This is a genomic window from Salmonella sp. K21076, from assembly GCF_039650795.1.
GTDB lineage: Bacteria > Pseudomonadota > Gammaproteobacteria > Enterobacterales > Enterobacteriaceae > Salmonella > Salmonella enterica.
Genome location: NZ_JBCLYA010000050.1, coordinates 62,664 through 78,865 on the forward strand (window position 1 = coordinate 62,664; position 16,202 = coordinate 78,865).

19 protein-coding genes are annotated in these 16,202 nt (G+C 51.3%); 10 read left to right on the forward strand and 9 right to left on the reverse strand.

What is annotated here, in order from left to right; genetic code table 11:
- Positions 1–87: 87 nt before the first annotated feature.
- Positions 88–564, forward strand: a complete 477-nt coding sequence (locus tag AAYN39_RS19160; RefSeq protein WP_001267291.1) for an FxsA family protein — start codon at positions 88–90, stop codon at positions 562–564.
- Positions 565–622: 58 nt separating this feature from the next.
- Here the strand turns inward: AAYN39_RS19160 and AAYN39_RS19165 are convergent, their stop codons facing one another.
- On the reverse strand, positions 623–1,864 hold the full coding sequence (locus AAYN39_RS19165; protein ID WP_010989305.1) for an amino acid permease: 1,242 nt from the start codon (positions 1,862–1,864) through the stop codon (positions 623–625).
- Between the two features lie 275 nt (positions 1,865–2,139).
- On the opposite strand from AAYN39_RS19165, the gene AAYN39_RS19170 reads away from it, so the two are divergent.
- The 3 genes from AAYN39_RS19170 (at position 2,140) to AAYN39_RS19180 (ending at position 4,720) form a co-directional block, all read left to right on the forward strand.
- The gene (locus tag AAYN39_RS19170) at positions 2,140–2,433 is read left to right on the forward strand and encodes a co-chaperone GroES (protein ID WP_000027827.1); all 294 of its coding nucleotides are present in this window, start codon (positions 2,140–2,142) and stop codon (positions 2,431–2,433) included.
- Positions 2,434–2,476: 43 nt separating this feature from the next.
- Complete coding sequence (gene groL, locus AAYN39_RS19175; protein WP_000729126.1) at positions 2,477–4,123, forward strand: chaperonin GroEL; 1,647 nt, start codon at positions 2,477–2,479, stop codon at positions 4,121–4,123.
- Between the two features lie 243 nt (positions 4,124–4,366).
- The gene (locus AAYN39_RS19180) at positions 4,367–4,720 is read left to right on the forward strand and encodes a DUF4156 domain-containing protein (RefSeq protein ID WP_000558210.1); all 354 of its coding nucleotides are present in this window, start codon (positions 4,367–4,369) and stop codon (positions 4,718–4,720) included.
- Positions 4,721–4,767: 47 nt separating this feature from the next.
- Here AAYN39_RS19180 and AAYN39_RS19185 read toward each other — a convergent pair whose 3' ends face one another.
- Positions 4,768–5,625, reverse strand: coding sequence for a YjeJ family protein (locus AAYN39_RS19185; RefSeq protein ID WP_001229237.1), 858 nt, complete (start codon positions 5,623–5,625; stop codon positions 4,768–4,770).
- Between the two features lie 281 nt (positions 5,626–5,906).
- A complete protein-coding gene (epmB, locus tag AAYN39_RS19190) occupies positions 5,907–6,935 on the reverse strand; it encodes an EF-P beta-lysylation protein EpmB (protein WP_000940490.1) in 1,029 nt (342 codons plus the stop codon).
- Positions 6,936–6,975: 40 nt separating this feature from the next.
- Between epmB and efp the strand changes: the two genes are divergently transcribed.
- The 3 genes from efp to ecnB all read left to right on the forward strand — a co-directional run bounded on the left by efp (position 6,976) and on the right by ecnB (position 7,991).
- Positions 6,976–7,542, forward strand: a complete 567-nt coding sequence (gene efp / locus AAYN39_RS19195) for an elongation factor P (protein ID WP_000257282.1) — start codon at positions 6,976–6,978, stop codon at positions 7,540–7,542.
- A gap of 60 nt (positions 7,543–7,602) precedes the next feature.
- Positions 7,603–7,737 carry an entericidin A/B family lipoprotein gene (locus tag AAYN39_RS19200; protein ID WP_000977686.1) on the forward strand — a complete coding sequence of 45 codons (135 nt, stop codon included), beginning with the start codon at positions 7,603–7,605 and terminating at the stop codon, positions 7,735–7,737.
- 107 nt (positions 7,738–7,844) lie between these two features.
- Positions 7,845–7,991, forward strand: a complete 147-nt coding sequence (ecnB, locus tag AAYN39_RS19205; protein WP_000239598.1) for a lipoprotein toxin entericidin B — start codon at positions 7,845–7,847, stop codon at positions 7,989–7,991.
- Between the two features lie 30 nt (positions 7,992–8,021).
- Here the strand turns inward: ecnB and AAYN39_RS19210 are convergent, their stop codons facing one another.
- Entirely contained in the window at positions 8,022–8,609 is a 588-nt protein-coding gene (locus AAYN39_RS19210) for a LuxR C-terminal-related transcriptional regulator (RefSeq protein WP_001763937.1), read from the reverse strand.
- 255 nt (positions 8,610–8,864) lie between these two features.
- Between AAYN39_RS19210 and sugE the strand changes: the two genes are divergently transcribed.
- On the forward strand, positions 8,865–9,182 hold the full coding sequence (sugE, locus tag AAYN39_RS19215; RefSeq protein WP_000118469.1) for a quaternary ammonium compound efflux SMR transporter SugE: 318 nt from the start codon (positions 8,865–8,867) through the stop codon (positions 9,180–9,182).
- A 16-nt stretch (positions 9,183–9,198) separates the two neighbouring features.
- On the opposite strand, the gene AAYN39_RS19220 is transcribed toward sugE, so the two are convergent.
- From AAYN39_RS19220 to frdA, 5 genes are all read right to left on the reverse strand, one after another.
- A complete protein-coding gene (locus tag AAYN39_RS19220; RefSeq protein ID WP_001238395.1) occupies positions 9,199–9,732 on the reverse strand; it encodes a lipocalin family protein in 534 nt (177 codons plus the stop codon).
- 111 nt (positions 9,733–9,843) lie between these two features.
- Positions 9,844–10,203 carry a fumarate reductase subunit FrdD gene (gene frdD / locus AAYN39_RS19225; RefSeq protein WP_000609650.1) on the reverse strand — a complete coding sequence of 120 codons (360 nt, stop codon included), beginning with the start codon at positions 10,201–10,203 and terminating at the stop codon, positions 9,844–9,846.
- A gap of 10 nt (positions 10,204–10,213) precedes the next feature.
- Positions 10,214–10,609, reverse strand: a complete 396-nt coding sequence (gene frdC / locus AAYN39_RS19230; RefSeq protein WP_000208749.1) for a fumarate reductase subunit FrdC — start codon at positions 10,607–10,609, stop codon at positions 10,214–10,216.
- 10 nt (positions 10,610–10,619) lie between these two features.
- Complete coding sequence (gene frdB / locus AAYN39_RS19235; RefSeq protein ID WP_000829507.1) at positions 10,620–11,354, reverse strand: fumarate reductase iron-sulfur protein; 735 nt, start codon at positions 11,352–11,354, stop codon at positions 10,620–10,622.
- Entirely contained in the window at positions 11,347–13,137 is a 1,791-nt protein-coding gene (gene frdA / locus AAYN39_RS19240) for a fumarate reductase (quinol) flavoprotein subunit (protein WP_001192954.1), read from the reverse strand. Before frdA ends, frdB begins: the two co-directional genes overlap by 8 nt.
- A gap of 322 nt (positions 13,138–13,459) precedes the next feature.
- Here frdA and epmA point away from each other — a divergent pair, with 322 nt between their 5' ends.
- Both epmA and yjeM read left to right on the forward strand, forming a co-directional pair.
- The gene (epmA, locus tag AAYN39_RS19245; RefSeq protein WP_000004789.1) at positions 13,460–14,437 is read left to right on the forward strand and encodes an elongation factor P--(R)-beta-lysine ligase; all 978 of its coding nucleotides are present in this window, start codon (positions 13,460–13,462) and stop codon (positions 14,435–14,437) included.
- A gap of 225 nt (positions 14,438–14,662) precedes the next feature.
- Positions 14,663–16,165, forward strand: coding sequence for a glutamate/gamma-aminobutyrate family transporter YjeM (gene yjeM / locus AAYN39_RS19250; protein ID WP_000149876.1), 1,503 nt, complete (start codon positions 14,663–14,665; stop codon positions 16,163–16,165).
- Positions 16,166–16,202: the final 37 nt, after the last annotated feature.

The window sequence follows — 16,202 nt, forward strand, 5'->3', positions numbered from 1 at the left end:
TGCTACGCACCACCATATCGAATCGATGCGAATCGCAACCCCATTTAAATGGTCGTCGCAGACGGCCATGACTTACAGGAGAGTCCTTTGCGCTGGATACCCTTTTTAGCTGTCTTTCTCTATGTTTACATTGAGATTTCTATCTTTATCCAGGTCGCCCATGTGCTTGGCGTCCTGATGACGCTAATCCTGGTGATTTTTACGTCTGTTATCGGTATGTCGCTGGTACGTAACCAGGGTTTTAAAAACTTTTTGCTGATGCAACAAAAAATGGCGGCCGGTGAGAGCCCGGCGGCAGAAATGATTAAGAGTGTATCGCTGATCATCGCTGGCTTACTGCTCCTGTTGCCGGGATTTTTCACCGATTTTCTCGGCCTTCTCCTTTTGTTACCGCCAGTGCAAAAACATTTGACGCTGAAGTTGCTGCCGCATTTACGTTTTTCCCGGATGCCGGGCGGCGGGTTTAGCGCGGGTACTGGCGGTGGCGAAACATTTGACGGCGAGTATCAGCGTAAAGATGACGATCGCGATCGTATTGAACATAAAGACGATCGTCGGGATTAAAGGTAGAGATGCTGGTCGGATAAGTCGCGTGAGGCGTTATCCGGCCAACAGATACGTCTTACGCCATGCGTTTTCGCTTCGGTAAAAACAGCCATAATGCTGCCAGCATAATAATGGCATATAAGCTTTTCCACCCCAGCATTACTAGCAATAACAGGCACAGTAGACAACCCGTCACCGCCAGTGCATAGCAGCGCCCTTTCAACAGTCGACAGCCCGCCAGCATACAAAGTAGATAGAGCATAATAAAAATACCGTTAGCATAGACGATCAGCGCATTGAGGTTAATCTTCAGGGCGTAGACGACCAGGGAACTCACGCAACAACAGGCCAGAATAACGTTTAACGCGTGCAAGGGAAGGCGCCCGGGAGAGAGTTGAGCCAGATAGTGATCGGGCTGATATTGCATTTGCGTCCATATCAGACGCGCAAAACTCTGAGCATACATATTCAGGCTGGCAAAGCAGGTGAGATAACCAATAATGCAGGCTATCCACAACGCCTGGATACCGAAGAGATGAACAATAATAAGCGGTAGCGATGCTGTTGCCGCTATCTTGTCGCTATAGACGCCAAAATGCAGCACCACGGCGGTACAGGTCCAATAAATGGCGCCGGCCAGCATCAGGCCAATGATCAATGCGCGCGGAAAATCACGTTCAGGATTTTTAAATTCAGACGACAAATGCGTAAAAGCCTCAATTCCCACAAATCCCCAGAACATGATCGCCAGGGCGGTACACAGCCGGGAAAAGATGATTTCGTTTGCGGCTGGGAAGGTGATATCTGCAGGTTTAATCGCGCCTTTCCACAGAATGGCGGCAATAAGCGCGATAATTAATCCAGCGATAATGGCTTGCAGGTTGGCGCTGGAGCTGGCGCCGCGCGATCCCATAAACCATAGCAAACCTAGAGTACCCAGCTCCCCAAATAAGAGCTGTTCGCTTTGCCAGCCAAACAGCGCCTGGCCGAAACCCACCGCAATATGCAAGGCTGCGGGAAAACTAACAGGAATGACTGATAAAAACAGCCAACTGATCACCCGTTGCAGACGCGGGCCAAATGCCATCCCGACAAAATGCGCTACGCCGCCAGCGTGTGGAAAATGACGCCCCAGCACAGCAAAGACAATCGCAATAGGGAAAATCAAAATAATGAGCAGCGGCCATGCCCAAAGGCTGATGTCGCCTGCCGCCAGCGCAGCCAGCTCCGGAAGCGCAAAAACGCCAGTCCCTAATAATGATGTGGTTAACAAGATAACGCCCTGAACCAACCCAAGCTCTTTTTTTAGTTCATTCATCAGCTCATTATCCGGCGGCATTGTAACGTCAGGTGACGACAGACATTTTTAAGCGTATCACACACGCCTTTTCTTATAGCAGGATGTTCTAAACCTTGGGTAAACGTGAGATAAGTAGCGTTTTTACCGCTTTTTTCGCTCAGAAGAATTTTTTTTCATCTCCCCCCTTGAAGGGGCAAAACCCCATCCCCATCTCTCTGGTCACCAGCCGGGAAACCGTTTACGGGCCGGCGTCACCCATAACTGATAATGACTTTCTCAAAGGAGAGCTATCAATGAGTATTCGTCCGTTACATGATCGTGTGATCGTCAAACGTAAAGAAGTTGAGTCCAAATCTGCTGGCGGCATCGTACTGACCGGTTCCGCAGCGGGTAAATCAACTCGTGGCGAAATCATCGCTGTCGGTAAGGGTCGCATCCTGGACAACGGTACTGTACAGCCGCTGGACGTGAAAGTTGGCGACATCGTTATTTTTAACGATGGCTACGGTGTGAAATCTGAAAAGATCGACAATGAAGAAGTGTTGATCATGTCTGAAAGCGACATTCTGGCAATTGTTGAAGCGTAATCCGCGAACGACACTGAACATACGAATTTAAGGGAAAGAGAAAATGGCAGCTAAAGACGTAAAATTCGGTAACGACGCTCGTGTGAAAATGCTGCGCGGCGTAAACGTACTGGCAGATGCAGTGAAAGTAACCCTCGGTCCGAAAGGCCGTAACGTGGTTCTGGATAAATCTTTCGGTGCGCCGACTATCACTAAAGATGGTGTTTCCGTAGCGCGTGAAATCGAGCTGGAAGACAAGTTTGAAAACATGGGCGCGCAGATGGTGAAAGAAGTTGCCTCTAAAGCGAACGACGCTGCAGGCGACGGCACCACCACCGCGACCGTACTGGCGCAGTCCATCATTACCGAAGGCCTGAAAGCCGTTGCTGCGGGCATGAACCCGATGGACCTGAAACGTGGTATCGACAAAGCGGTTGCTGCTGCGGTTGAAGAGCTGAAGGCGCTGTCCGTACCGTGCTCCGACTCTAAAGCGATTGCTCAGGTAGGTACTATTTCCGCTAACTCCGACGAAACCGTAGGTAAACTGATCGCGGAAGCGATGGATAAAGTCGGTAAAGAAGGCGTCATCACTGTTGAAGACGGTACCGGTCTGCAGGACGAACTGGACGTGGTTGAAGGTATGCAGTTTGACCGCGGCTACCTGTCTCCTTACTTCATCAACAAGCCGGAAACTGGCGCAGTAGAACTGGAAAGCCCGTTCATCCTGCTGGCTGATAAGAAAATCTCCAACATCCGCGAAATGCTGCCGGTTCTGGAAGCCGTTGCAAAAGCAGGCAAACCGCTGCTGATCATCGCTGAAGATGTTGAAGGCGAAGCGCTGGCTACCCTGGTAGTGAACACCATGCGTGGCATCGTGAAAGTGGCTGCGGTTAAAGCACCGGGCTTCGGCGATCGTCGTAAGGCGATGCTGCAGGATATCGCTACCCTGACCGGCGGTACCGTAATCTCTGAAGAGATCGGTATGGAGCTGGAAAAAGCAACCCTGGAAGACCTGGGTCAGGCGAAACGTGTTGTGATCAACAAAGACACCACCACCATCATTGATGGCGTGGGTGAAGAAGCTGCCATCCAGGGCCGTGTTGCTCAGATCCGTCAGCAGATTGAAGAAGCGACCTCCGACTACGATCGTGAAAAACTGCAGGAGCGCGTAGCGAAACTGGCAGGCGGCGTTGCGGTAATCAAAGTTGGCGCTGCGACCGAAGTTGAAATGAAAGAGAAGAAAGCCCGCGTTGAAGATGCCCTGCACGCGACCCGTGCTGCGGTAGAAGAAGGCGTGGTTGCTGGTGGTGGCGTTGCGCTGATCCGCGTTGCTTCTAAAATTGCTGACCTGAAAGGCCAGAACGAAGACCAGAACGTGGGTATCAAAGTTGCGCTGCGCGCAATGGAAGCTCCGCTGCGTCAGATCGTGCTGAACTGCGGCGAAGAGCCGTCTGTTGTCGCTAACACCGTTAAAGGCGGCGACGGTAACTACGGTTACAACGCAGCAACTGAAGAATACGGCAACATGATCGATATGGGTATCTTGGACCCAACCAAAGTTACCCGTTCTGCGCTGCAATACGCGGCTTCTGTGGCTGGTCTGATGATCACTACCGAGTGCATGGTGACCGACCTGCCGAAAAGCGATGCTCCTGATTTAGGCGCTGCTGGCGGCATGGGTGGTATGGGTGGTATGGGCGGCATGATGTAATTGCCCACCCCCTGCATCCTTCAGGCTGCAGATGCGTTGGCTAACCCCAGTCACTTACTTGAGTAAGTGACTGGGGATTAACAAACTGGCCGCCTTCCTGCAACCAGAATGATTTGGGTGCTTATCTCCCAGAATTGAGAAACCCCCGGGCAGAAATGACCGGGGGTTTTTCTTTTAGTCATCTTTTTAGTATAAGATTCAGATACGGACAAAACGTCCAGCTCATTGATTATGGGGAATAACATGCACGTGAAATATTTAGCAGGGATCGTTGGCGCCGCGCTGCTGATGGCGGGTTGTAGCTCCAGCAACGAACTCACCGCTGCCGGCCAAAATGTACGCTTTGTCGAAGATAAGCCGGGCGCGGAATGCCAGCTTATTGGTACGGCAACTGGTAAACAGAGTAACTGGTTTTCAGGCCAGCACGGCGAAGAGGGTGGCTCAATGCGTGGCGCAGCGAACGATCTGCGTAATCAGGCGGCCGCGATGGGTGGAAACGTGCTGTATGGCGTAAGTAGTCCGTCGCAGGGCATGTTGTCCAGTTTTGTCCCGACGGCCAGCGAGATGAACGGCCAGGTTTATAAATGTCCGAATTGACATGTCTGAATCGTAACGCCCTCTGAAAGATTCAGAGGGCGATATGGTTAGCGTTTTTCCTGCGATGACGCCATGCGTAGATTATGCAACGCGCGCATACATTGATCTTGCGTCAGACGCGCTGCTTTACCGGTTCCAAGCGTTCTGACAAAAACCTTACACGGTTTTCCTTCCAGCTTTTTAAGACGCGGGCTGAAATTCAGCAAGCGGCGTGATATCGCTTCAGCTTCTTTAGAGCCTGACTGACTGCGGGTCTTAATGATGGTGCCGCAATCATGCGATTGTCCTGCCTCATCCGTATAACGATAAACGAGCGCTAAATAATGGTTATACAGATTATGTTTCCAGTCAGGCTGGTTATAGGTATCGAATTCGATATTACCGTTATCCAGGCAGTCAGCATCGTATAATGGTAAAAAGTCCAGCATTGAAGAAATACGCAATGCGAGCTCACGCATTTCGGCATTATTAATGGCGTGAATAATAGCCATCACCAGAACTTCAACCTGCCACTCACCGACCTGTAAATCAAGATGGCTACCATTGTGCAGCTTTAACGTAAAGGTTAATACTTTTTCTGTATTATCGCTCAACGCTAAAGATTCAACACGCTGATTAACATCGGCGTTTTCCAGCTCTTCACGGAGTATTGCCGGAATATTCTCATGCATTTTAAGCACATGACTGCTTTTGGCTTTCTGGCGTTTTTCCTGCTCTTGTTCCGGAAGCGAGTATTGTAAATAAAGCCGGTGTTCAAGGCCGATCAACAAGTCTCGCAGCGCGAGCACAGGAAAGAAAAGCAGTGTTTCTTTATTTCTCAGTGACTTCACCTTAAGCGCCAGCGCGATAAACTTATCATTGTGACGAATAACGCCGGTATTTAGTCCCTTAATCGTTAAGGCCATGTCAATTCTCCACAAATATAAAATAATTAAATGTTTTACTGCAATGTATTTGATATATAAATTGTTTATGCCGTCCTATAAAAAGGAGAACCAGTATAATTCGAAAATGCAGTACACGCTAAGCGAGTCCTAAAACGGACTTTATTGAAAAGAGAGTATCGGAAAGGTGTATTTAACGAAGGTTAGTTTATCCTCGCCAGAGGGTGAGGAGAATCGCGGGGGAATCTCCTCGTGATATTGCGCGGTAATATTTTTCGTCGTCCCTGACGCGCCCGCGAGGATTAGCACTGCCGAAGCTGTAAATCCAGCGGTGTTTTGCTCGGTTCGCCGCCGATTTCACGCGCCAGTCTTGGCACCATATAGCCGGATACCAGCGTGAGCAGTTCGCGCATGATTTGCCGGGCTTCGTCATCGGTGACCATAAAATGCGCGGCGCCCTGCACTTTATCCAGCACATGCAGGTAATAGGGCATCACGCCGGCGTCAAATAGCGCGTTGCTCAGATTCGCCAGCGTTTGCGCGTTATCATTCACGCCACGCAGCAGGACGCTCTGGTTGAGAAGCGTGACGCCCACGTGGCGCAGTTTCTTCATCGCCAGGCAGAACGCCTCGTCCACTTCATTGGCGTGGTTGATATGGTTCACCAACAAAATTTGCAGACATGACTGGTCAAAGCGGGCGACCAGTTCGTCAGTAATGCGTGCCGGGATAACGATAGGCAACCGACTGTGGATGCGTAGCCGCTTGACGTGCTTAATGGCTTCCAGTTGCGTGAGCAGCCAGTCCAGCTCATGATCTTTCGCCATCAGCGGATCGCCGCCGGAAAAGATGATCTCATCCAGTTCCGGGTGTGCGGCGATATACTCCAGCGCGACTGTCCAGTTGCGCTTATTGCCTTGATTCTCCGCATACGGGAAGTGACGACGGAAACAGTAGCGGCAATTTACCGCACATCCGCCTTTTACCAGCAATAGCGCCCGGTTTTGGTATTTATGCAATAATCCTGGCACCACGCTGTGTTGCTCTTCCAGCGGGTCGGTGGAGAAACCGGGGGCGACAATAAATTCATCCCGGGACGTCAGCACTTGACGTAAAAGAGGATCGTCAGGGTTGCCCTTCTCCATGCGCGCAATAAAAGCGCGCGGCACGCGGAGGGCAAACAAGCGCCTGGCGTCCTGTCTTGCCCGGAGGTTTTCATCAGCTTCAATCTGTAAAAGATGCAGCAGTTCGTCGGGATTGGTCACAACATCGGCAAGTTGCGCTAACCAATCTTCTCGCAATGGGGTATTTAGGGTTACAATATGCGCCATTTTGTGGCTTAGCTACCAGTTAACAATTTCAGAGGGCCTTATGGCGACTTACTATAGCAACGATTTTCGTTCCGGTCTTAAAATCATGTTGGATGGCGAACCTTATGCGGTTGAATCCAGTGAATTCGTGAAACCGGGTAAAGGCCAGGCGTTTGCCCGCGTTAAGCTGCGCCGTCTGCTGACCGGCACGCGCGTTGAGAAAACCTTCAAATCGACCGATTCCGCTGAAGGCGCGGATGTAGTCGATATGAACCTGACTTACCTGTACAACGATGGTGAGTTCTGGCATTTCATGAACAACGAAACCTTCGAACAGCTGTCTGCAGATGCCAAGGCTATTGGCGACAACGCAAAATGGCTGTTGGATCAGGCGGAATGCATCGTAACCCTGTGGAACGGTCAGCCTATCTCTGTCACTCCGCCGAACTTTGTTGAACTGGAAATTGTTGATACCGACCCAGGTCTGAAGGGCGATACCGCAGGTACTGGCGGCAAACCAGCCACGCTGTCTACTGGCGCAGTGGTTAAAGTTCCGCTGTTCGTGCAGATTGGCGAAGTGATCAAAGTCGATACCCGTTCCGGCGAATACGTATCCCGCGTAAAATAATTTACGTTATCGGGAAAAATGGTGCAGCGTATGCTGCGCCATCCTATTTTTCGCGCCTCAATGATGAAACGCTTTATCGGCCTTGTCGCGCTGGTTCTTCTTACCGGCACATTATTAACGGCATGTAATACCGCCCGCGGCTTCGGCGAAGATATTCAGCATCTTGGCCACGCCATCTCCCGCGCAGCCAGCTAATCGCTTCTCGTCTTCCTAAAATTAGTCGATCGCCCGTCATTTTCTGGGATGTTGTCTATTATTAAGTTGCTATACACAAACAACATTGGCTAGAAAAGGAAGACATTATGGTTAAAAAGACAATTGCAGCGATCTTTTCTGTTTTGGTACTTTCCACTGTATTAACTGCTTGTAATACCACGCGCGGCGTGGGCGAGGACATCTCGGACGGTGGTAGTGCGATCTCTGGCGCTGCAACCAGAGCTCAGCAGTAATCATCAACGGTACGGCATGGCGTCGTACCGTTAATCGATTTTCTCCGGAAGCATAAGAAAGGGAGAATACCGGTTATCCATATGAAGTTTCATACGGATATTACGCTTATAGGTGTAAACCGTTTTTCCGTGAATGCCAAGCGCATACGCAATCTCTTTATTGCTGGTGCCTTCCGTCCACATCGCGAGCACTTTTTCCTCCTGCGGAGAGAGCAATGGCGTGGCGCTTTCCGGCGCTTCCTGCAGTGGATGAGTATATAGCGCTCCTTTAATTCGTTGTGCAAGCTCATGTAAAGGCGTGTGTTTAGATAACACCGCATGGCTGGCATATTGCGATCTGTACGGCATATTCCCTGACTGTAATAATACTAACGGCGTCATCCTGCAGGCGGCAAAAAATGCATTGATAGGCTGCTCGGGTAAGGCATCGTTGAGAAAACCATATAAATCAGCGATAACCAGATGGGGCTTCCATTGCAGAATATGTTCTTTCGCCAGTATAAGGTTATTCATCCCGGATACCAGCAGTGAAGAACTGAGCACATCAGTGTGATTAAGCCAGGCCTCCATGCCCGTACGGGTAAAGTGGCATCGGTCTATCACTAAAATTTTCAACATAGTTTTTTGTACCCGGAAGTAGTAAAGCACTTTCTTTCCCAGAAGGCGTTCCATCATAGAGAACTCCTGTGGGCGCTAAATGCGAAAACTACGCGGCTTAAAAGGGCCAATTCCCGCCTTTAGACGGAAAAAAATAAAAAGGTTGAAATTCATTTTCTCTCAGGCAAGAATGGCTTTTCATCCGTATACGTTACAGGACGACCTGTAAACGCTATTCTCACCGGGGACGGCCCCATTAATTATCTGGAGCCTGCTATGTCCTGGATCATTTTATTAATCGCTGGTTTACTTGAAGTGGTATGGGCTGTCGGCCTGAAGTATACCCACGGTTTTTCTCGTCTGACCCCCAGTATTATCACCATTACGGCCATGGTTATCAGTATGGCGTTACTTTCCTGGGCAATGAAAACGCTGCCTGTTGGAACGGCGTACGCCATCTGGACCGGCATCGGCGCCGTTGGGGCGGCAATCACCGGTATCCTTCTGCTGGGCGAGTCTGCCTCACCGGCGCGTTTGCTCAGTCTTGGCTTGATCGTCGCGGGTATCATTGGGCTAAAACTCAGTGCGCATTAATTCGTCGCTGACATTGCTACGAACCTGATTGTTTTACCCAAATTAATTTATTGACGTCAAACCCCTCCCGGGTCGCGACGGCCAGCATTTGCTGTTTTATTTCCTCAGAAAGCGTTGGCGTGCGAGAGAGTATCCACAGATAGTCGCGATTCGGGCCGCACACCAGCGCATGACGGTATTCCCGGTCAAGCGCAATCACGTTATAGCCGCCGTAGAACGGGCCGAAAAAAGAGACCTTGAGCGCGGCGCGGTTTGGACTACCGGTAAAATACGCTTTGCCTTCTGTTTTTTGCCACATTTCCCGAGCCGGGTTATAGCCTTTATTGATGACATTAATCCCGCCATCGTCACGCAGACTATAGGTGGCCGTGACTTGTTCCAGTCCACGTTCAAATCGATGATCGAGGCGTGCGATCTCATACCAGGTGCCGAGGTAACGTTTGGCATCAAAGTTATTTACCACGGTAACGCCTTTAGGCGGGGTAGGCGAACTACAGGCGACAACCAAAAATGCCGCAGTAACCGCAGCAACGACGGGCAGCAAGCGCATAGCGTTTTTCCTTCCAGTGTTTTTTCTAAGTGTAGAACCTGGCGGGAAAATGAGAGGCAGGAAAAGAAAAAATGCCCTCTTATCGGGTAGATAAGAGGGCGTCGTGGCAACTTAGAGAGTGATAACGCCAATCGCCGTCACAACGGTCAGGATTGCCGCCAGACCGTAGAAGACCCATTTGCCCGCAGGCACGTGGATTTTCAGGTCATGCATCGCGTGGTGCATACGGTGTAGGCCACACCATAGCGGTAGCACGATCATCAGGAACAGAAAAACGCGACCAATAAAGCTTTGGGCGAACGTCAGTACGCGCTCAAAACTCAGGGCATCGCCCGGAAATAGCCCCAGCGGCAGCATGATGCCAACCAGTAGCACGATCACCGGCGCGATGATCGCGCCCCACATACCGCCTGCGCCAAACAGTCCCCAGAATACGGGTTCATCAGAACGTTTTGGGTTTGGATTAATCATCCGGGACTCCTTACCAGAACAGGGCAACATACAGAATGACTACGGTGACTACCGCAGTGACCACCCAAAGCCCTTTGATGATTGGCTCTGGCCCCATTTTTTCGTCTTTTACAATGATATTGGCCGCCTTCGGCGCCAGTTCAAACCAGGTTTTGGTGTGCAGCAGCGCGGCCGCCAGGGTGATCAGGTTTAAGATCACTACCACCGGGTTTTGTAAAAAGCCGACGAATCCCATCCAGGATTCCGCGCCGTGTTTGAGCGCAAACAGACCGAAAATCAGTTCAATACTGAACCAGACTGCCGGCACCGCTGTGCCTTCGCGCAGCATATAAAAGCGATAAAACGGCAGTTTTTTCCACCAGGTGGACGTCATCGGCCGCACATAGGGTTTGCGTTTAGTCGTCATGTTGCACTCCTTAGCGTGGTTTCAGGGTGGCGATAAGAAAGTCTTTCGAGCTTTCCACTTTACCCTGCTGAATGGCCGCAGCCGGATCGACATGTTTTGGACAGACTTCGGAGCAGTAGCCCACGAAAGTACAGGTCCATACGCCGTTCGGACTGTTCAACTGCGCCATACGCTCCTTCTTACCGTGATCGCGGCTATCTTCGTTATAGCGATGCGCCAGCGTAATCGCAGCCGGTCCGATAAACTCAGGATTCAGACCGAACTGCGGGCACGCGGCATAGCACAGACCACAGTTGATGCAACCGGAGAACTGGTGATACTTCGCCATTTGCGCCGGGGTCTGGACATTCGGCCCCTGATCTGGCGTGCGAGAGTTGCCAATAATGTACGGTTTGATCGCTTCCAGGCTTTCGATAAAGTGCGTCATATCGATAACCAGATCGCGCTCAATCGGGAAGTTCGCCAGCGCTTCCACCTTCATACCGTTGGTGTAATCGCGCAGGAAGGTTTTACACGCCAGTTTAGGAACGTTGTTGACCATCATGCCGCAGGAGCCGCAGATCGCCATACGGCAGGACCAGCGGTAGCTCAGGTCTGGCGACAGGTTATCTTTGATGTAGCCCAACGCGTCCAGTAGCGATGTTGTTTCATCATAAGGAACTTCATAGAAAGCACTGTGCGGCGCGGTATCGGTTTCCGGGTTATAGCGCACCACCTCAACTTTCAGGTTTTTCATCTCAGCCATTCGCCTTCTCCTTCTTATCGGCTGCTTCCGCTTCACCGCCGTAAACACGTTTGGCTGGCGGCAGGGTGGTGATTTTCACGTCGCTGTATTCCAGGCGGGTCGTGCCATCAGCATCGCGGAAGGCGAGGGTGTGCTTGAGGAAGTTCACATCGTCGCGCTCGGTACAGCCTTCATCCAGACGCTGATGCGCGCCGCGGGACTCTTTACGCGCCAGCGCAGAGTGCGCCATACATTCCGCCACGTTCAGACCATGACCCAGTTCGATGGTATACAGCAGGTCAGTGTTGAACACGCTGGAAGTATCGGAGATACGTACGCGCTTGAAACGTTCCTGAAGCTCGGCCAGTTTATCAACGGTTTTCTGCATCAGTTCCGGGGTACGGTAAATACCGCAACCTTCTTCCATAGACAGACCCATCTCATCGCGGATCTTCGACCAGTTTTCGTTGCCTTCCTGGTTCACCAGATTTTTCAGACGCTGTTCAATATCGGCAACCTGGGCGTCGAGCGCGGCGCTATTTGCGGCGCCTGCCGTAGCAGCGCGTTCCATTGCTTGTTCGCCAGCCAGACGACCAAACACCACCAGTTCCGCCAGTGAGTTGGAACCGAGGCGGTTCGCGCCATGCAGGCCAACAGAGGAGCATTCGCCAACGGCAAACAGCCCTTTGACACGGCTTTCACAGTTCTGGTCGGTTTCAATGCCGCCCATGGTGTAGTGCGCGGTCGGACGTACTGGAATCGGTTCTTTAACCGGATCGACGCCGACATAGGCTTTCGCCAGTTCGCAAATGAACGGCAGACGTTCATGCAGTTTCTTCTCGCCGAGATGACGCAGGTCGAGGTGAACCACATCGCCGCGCGGCGTGGAGATGGTGTTGCCTTTACGCCATTCGTGCCAGAAAGCCTGGGATACTTTGTCGCGCGGCCCCAGTTCCATATATTTGTTTTTCGGCTCGCCCAGCGGCGTTTCGGGGCCCATGCCGTAGTCTTGCAGGTAACGGTAGCCATTTTTATTGACCAGAATACCGCCTTCGCCGCGGCAACCTTCAGTCATCAGGATACCGGAACCTGGCAGGCCGGTCGGGTGATACTGAACGAATTCCATATCACGCAGCGGAACGCCGTGGCTCAGCGCCATGCCCATCCCGTCGCCGGTGACGATGCCGCCGTTGGTGTTATAGCGGTATACGCGGCCTGCGCCGCCTGTCGCCATGACCACGGCGTTGGCGCGGATTTGTACCAGCGTGCCTTCCATCATGTTCATTGCCACCAGGCCGCGCGCATGGTTGTCATCAACCAGAATATCCAGCACAAAATGTTCGTCAAAGCGCTGGATTTGCGGGAACTGTAGGGAAGTCTGGAACAGGGTATGCAGCATATGGAAGCCGGTTTTATCCGCGGCGAACCAGGTACGCTCGATTTTCATACCACCGAAGCGACGCACGTTAACGCTACCGTCCGGACGGCGGCTCCACGGGCAGCCCCATTGCTCCAGCTGCGTCATCTCAGTGGGACAATGGTGGACAAAGTAATCCACGACATCCTGCTCACACAGCCAGTCTCCGCCTGCTACCGTATCGTGAAAATGGTAGTCAAAGCTGTCATGATCCTGGGCGACAGCGGCTGAACCCCCTTCGGCAGCGACGGTGTGGCTGCGCATCGGGTACACTTTTGAGATCAGTGCGATTTTAGCATTGGGATTCGCCTGTGCGGCAGCAATTGCAGCACGTAATCCCGCGCCACCAGCGCCTATAATGGCAAGATCGGCTTGAAAGGTTTGCACGACATTCCTCCAGATTATTGTAATTTCACCCTCGCGCAGCCAGATAAAGCCTCTGGGTTCTGCGAAGTATGAATGCGTTTCCACTGCTCCTTTATGGGTACAACAGTATAGTCTCAGGGATGTGAGGGAAATTTGACGTGTTCGATTTTTTTAGCGTATCAGAGGGATGAATTATCATTGATTTTGATTAATTTAATTACTAAACCATCTGAAATCACTTTTTTTACCCTCCAGAAGGCACCCGATACGCCTGCGCAAAATTTGTTTCGCCCGCGCGTTGCGAGTAGACTTCGTGACCTTGTCTTAAACTGGAGAAAGAATCATGAGCGAAACGGCAACCTGGCAGCCGAGCGCGTCCATCCCCAATTTATTAAAACGTGCGGCGATTATGGCGGAAATCCGTCGTTTCTTTGCCGATCGTGGAGTGCTTGAGGTTGAGACGCCCTGCATGAGTCAGGCGACGGTCACAGACATTCATCTGTTCCCGTTCGAAACGCGTTTCGTCGGACCTGGCCATTCCCAGGGGATCAACCTCTATTTAATGACCAGTCCGGAATACCATATGAAACGCCTGCTGGCGGCAGGGTGCGGTCCGGTTTTCCAGCTATGCCGCAGTTTCCGTAATGAAGAGATGGGACGACATCATAATCCGGAATTCACCATGCTGGAGTGGTATCGCCCGCATTACGATATGTACCGCCTGATGAATGAAGTGGATGATTTGCTTCAGCAAGTGCTGGATTGTCAACCTGCGGAAAGTCTCTCCTATCAACAGGCGTTTCTGCGCCATCTGGAGATTGACCCGTTATCAGCAGATAAAACGCAGCTGCGTGAGGCGGCGGCAAAGCTTGATTTAAGCAATATCGCCGATACGGAAGAAGACCGTGATACGTTGCTGCAACTGCTGTTCACGATGGGGGTTGAGCCGCATATAGGTAAAGAAAAGCCGACCTTTATTTATCACTTTCCGGCCAGTCAGGCATCGCTGGCACAAATCAGTACCGAGGATCATCGCGTCGCCGAGCGCTTTGAGGTGTACTACAAAGGTATTGAGCTGGCGAATGGTTTCCACGAACTGACGGACGCACGTGAGCAACAACAGCGCTTTGAACAGGACAATCGTAAGCGCGCCGCGCGCGGTCTGCCGCAGCAGCCGATTGACCAAAATCTACTGGATGCGCTGGCCGCCGGTCTACCGGATTGTTCCGGCGTGGCGCTGGGTGTTGATCGTCTGGTGATGCTGGCGCTGGGAGCAGAAAGCCTGGCGGACGTGATTGCTTTTACGGTCGATCGGGCGTAAATCTGAAATTCACTCTTTCGCGAGATAAAATGGCGAAATAAGCGCCATTTTGTAGCATATTTTTTCAATTATCCTCTGTTTGCCACAACATAAGGCTGGAACTTTGATGCCATTTAGGTATCAATCCTGTGTTGATTTTTTTATCGCTGACCTTCGTAAAAAAGAAGGCGGCGTCAATCGGTGAGCGGCGTCTGGCAAACGCGCTCGAGCGTAAGGGATGGTTGAATGACCCACACGATAAAAAAGATGAGCCTTATTGGGCTTATCCTGATGATTTTTACTTCTGTTTTTGGTTTTGCGAATAGCCCGTCGGCGTTTTATTTAATGGGGTATAGCGCAATCCCGTGGTATATATTTTCTGCCTTGCTGTTTTTTATTCCATTCGCCTTAATGATGGCTGAAATGGGTTCCGCTTATCGCAAAGAAGAGGGCGGGATCTATTCGTGGATGAATAATAGCGTGGGGCCACGTTACGCGTTTATTGGCACGTTTATGTGGTTTTCATCGTATGTCATATGGATGGTAAGTACGGCGGCAAAAATTTGGGTACCGTTTTCTACTTTTGTTTTTGGCGCCGATATGACGCAGCACTGGCGTATTGCAGGGCTTGAGCCTACGCAGGTTGTCGGGCTGCTCGCCGTCGGCTGGATGATTCTGGTGACGTGTGTCGCCGCCAGAGGGATCAATAAAATTGCGCGAATTACGGCGGTCGGAGGTATTGCCGTAATGTGTCTTAATTTAGTTTTATTGTTAGTGAGTGTCGCTATTTTGTTATTAAATGGTGGGCATTTTGCACAAGAGATTAATTTTACCTCGTCACCGAATCCGGGTTATCACTCCGGCCTGGCAATGTTGTCATTTGTGGTATTTGCTATTTTTGCTTACGGCGGTATTGAGGCTGTCGGCGGACTGGTGGATAAAACCGAGAAACCGGAAAAGAATTTTGCGAAAGGTATTGTTTTCGCGGCCATTGTGATTTCAATTGGTTATTCTTTGGCGATCTTTTTATGGGGCGTCAGTACTAACTGGCAACAGATATTAAGTAATAGCGCCGTTAACTTAGGGAATATCACCTACATTCTGATGTCGAGTTTAGGCACGACATTAGGTAACGCGTTAAACCTTTCTCCGGAAGCTGCGATGACGGTGGGCGTCTGGTTTGCGCGTATCACCGGCCTTTCTATGTTTCTGGCTTATACCGGCGCGTTTTTTACGTTGAGCTATTCACCGCTGAAAGCCATTATTCAGGGGACGCCAAAAGCGTTGTGGCCCGCGCCGATGACGACACTGAACGCTAACGGTATGCCGGCGACCGCTATGTGGCTACAGTGCGTGCTGGTGAGTCTGTTTATTTTGCTGGTCTCTTTTGGCGGTGACACCGCATCGGCGTTTTATAACAAACTCACGCTGATGGCGAACGTCTCAATGACCTTGCCATACCTGTTCCTTGCGCTGGCATTTCCCTTCTTTAAAGCGCGTCAGGATCTGGAGCGGCCATTTGTTCTCTTTAAAACCAAAGCCTCTACCCTGGTCGCGACGGGTGTTGTGGTGCTGGTGGTGACGTTTGCCAACGTCTTTACCATCATCCAGCCAGTGATTGAAGCTGGGGACTGGGACAGCGCCTTGTGGATGATCGGCGGCCCGATCTTCTTCTCGCTGCTGGCGATGGCGATTTATCAGAATTACAGCAGCCGCATGAGCGCTGATCCGGAGTGGGCGGCGGAGTAAAGGCCGTATGCCGGATAAGGCCCCACGGGTCGCATCC

What these genes read in the sequence shown, in the direction of transcription:
- efp (WP_000257282.1), top strand. Translation starts at nt 6,976, where the DNA reads ATGGCGACTTACTATAGCAACGATTTTCGTTCCGGTCTTAAAATCATG.
- AAYN39_RS19170 (WP_000027827.1), top strand. Translation starts at nt 2,140, where the DNA reads ATGAGTATTCGTCCGTTACATGATCGTGTGATCGTCAAACGTAAAGAA.
- frdC (WP_000208749.1), bottom strand. Translation starts at nt 10,609, where the DNA reads ATGACGACTAAACGCAAACCCTATGTGCGGCCGATGACGTCCACCTGG.
- frdD (WP_000609650.1), bottom strand. Translation starts at nt 10,203, where the DNA reads ATGATTAATCCAAACCCAAAACGTTCTGATGAACCCGTATTCTGGGGA.
- groL (WP_000729126.1), top strand. Translation starts at nt 2,477, where the DNA reads ATGGCAGCTAAAGACGTAAAATTCGGTAACGACGCTCGTGTGAAAATG.
- ecnB (WP_000239598.1), top strand. Translation starts at nt 7,845, where the DNA reads ATGGTTAAAAAGACAATTGCAGCGATCTTTTCTGTTTTGGTACTTTCC.
- AAYN39_RS19220 (WP_001238395.1), bottom strand. Translation starts at nt 9,732, where the DNA reads ATGCGCTTGCTGCCCGTCGTTGCTGCGGTTACTGCGGCATTTTTGGTT.
- AAYN39_RS19180 (WP_000558210.1), top strand. Translation starts at nt 4,367, where the DNA reads ATGCACGTGAAATATTTAGCAGGGATCGTTGGCGCCGCGCTGCTGATG.
- yjeM (WP_000149876.1), top strand. Translation starts at nt 14,663, where the DNA reads ATGACCCACACGATAAAAAAGATGAGCCTTATTGGGCTTATCCTGATG.
- frdB (WP_000829507.1), bottom strand. Translation starts at nt 11,354, where the DNA reads ATGGCTGAGATGAAAAACCTGAAAGTTGAGGTGGTGCGCTATAACCCG.
- sugE (WP_000118469.1), top strand. Translation starts at nt 8,865, where the DNA reads ATGTCCTGGATCATTTTATTAATCGCTGGTTTACTTGAAGTGGTATGG.
- AAYN39_RS19200 (WP_000977686.1), top strand. Translation starts at nt 7,603, where the DNA reads ATGATGAAACGCTTTATCGGCCTTGTCGCGCTGGTTCTTCTTACCGGC.
- AAYN39_RS19165 (WP_010989305.1), bottom strand. Translation starts at nt 1,864, where the DNA reads ATGAATGAACTAAAAAAAGAGCTTGGGTTGGTTCAGGGCGTTATCTTG.
- epmB (WP_000940490.1), bottom strand. Translation starts at nt 6,935, where the DNA reads ATGGCGCATATTGTAACCCTAAATACCCCATTGCGAGAAGATTGGTTA.
- epmA (WP_000004789.1), top strand. Translation starts at nt 13,460, where the DNA reads ATGAGCGAAACGGCAACCTGGCAGCCGAGCGCGTCCATCCCCAATTTA.
- AAYN39_RS19185 (WP_001229237.1), bottom strand. Translation starts at nt 5,625, where the DNA reads ATGGCCTTAACGATTAAGGGACTAAATACCGGCGTTATTCGTCACAAT.
- AAYN39_RS19210 (WP_001763937.1), bottom strand. Translation starts at nt 8,609, where the DNA reads ATGTTGAAAATTTTAGTGATAGACCGATGCCACTTTACCCGTACGGGC.